At 68.7% G+C, this 284-nt stretch carries 1 protein-coding gene; it reads left to right on the top strand.

Annotated features, from left to right (window positions below):
* A partial coding sequence (locus tag ACLBXO_RS32235) for a M24 family metallopeptidase (protein WP_447687970.1) occupies nucleotides 1-284 on the top strand: 284 nt, incomplete at both ends.

Here is a 284-nt window from a genome sequence, read left to right as displayed (position 1 = left end):
CCAGTCCTTCGCGGAAGGCGAGCGCTGCTCGGTGGGGCGCGACTTCTGCGGCCACGGCCTCGGGCGCACCTATCACGACGCGCCCACGATCCTGCACTACGTCGGGGCCAGCTACGACGTGCCGTTCAAGCCCGGCCAGTTCTTCACGATCGAGCCGATGATCAATCTCGGCCGGCCGGCCGTGAAGGTTCTTGGCGACGGCTGGACCGCCGTGACCCGCGACCGCTCGCTCTCCGCCCAGTTCGAGCACACGGTGGGCGTCACCGAAACCGGCGTCGAGATCT

It is taken from the genome of Methylobacterium sp. C33D (assembly GCF_053345825.1).
This window is presented reverse-complemented; position numbering and strand designations above follow the sequence as displayed.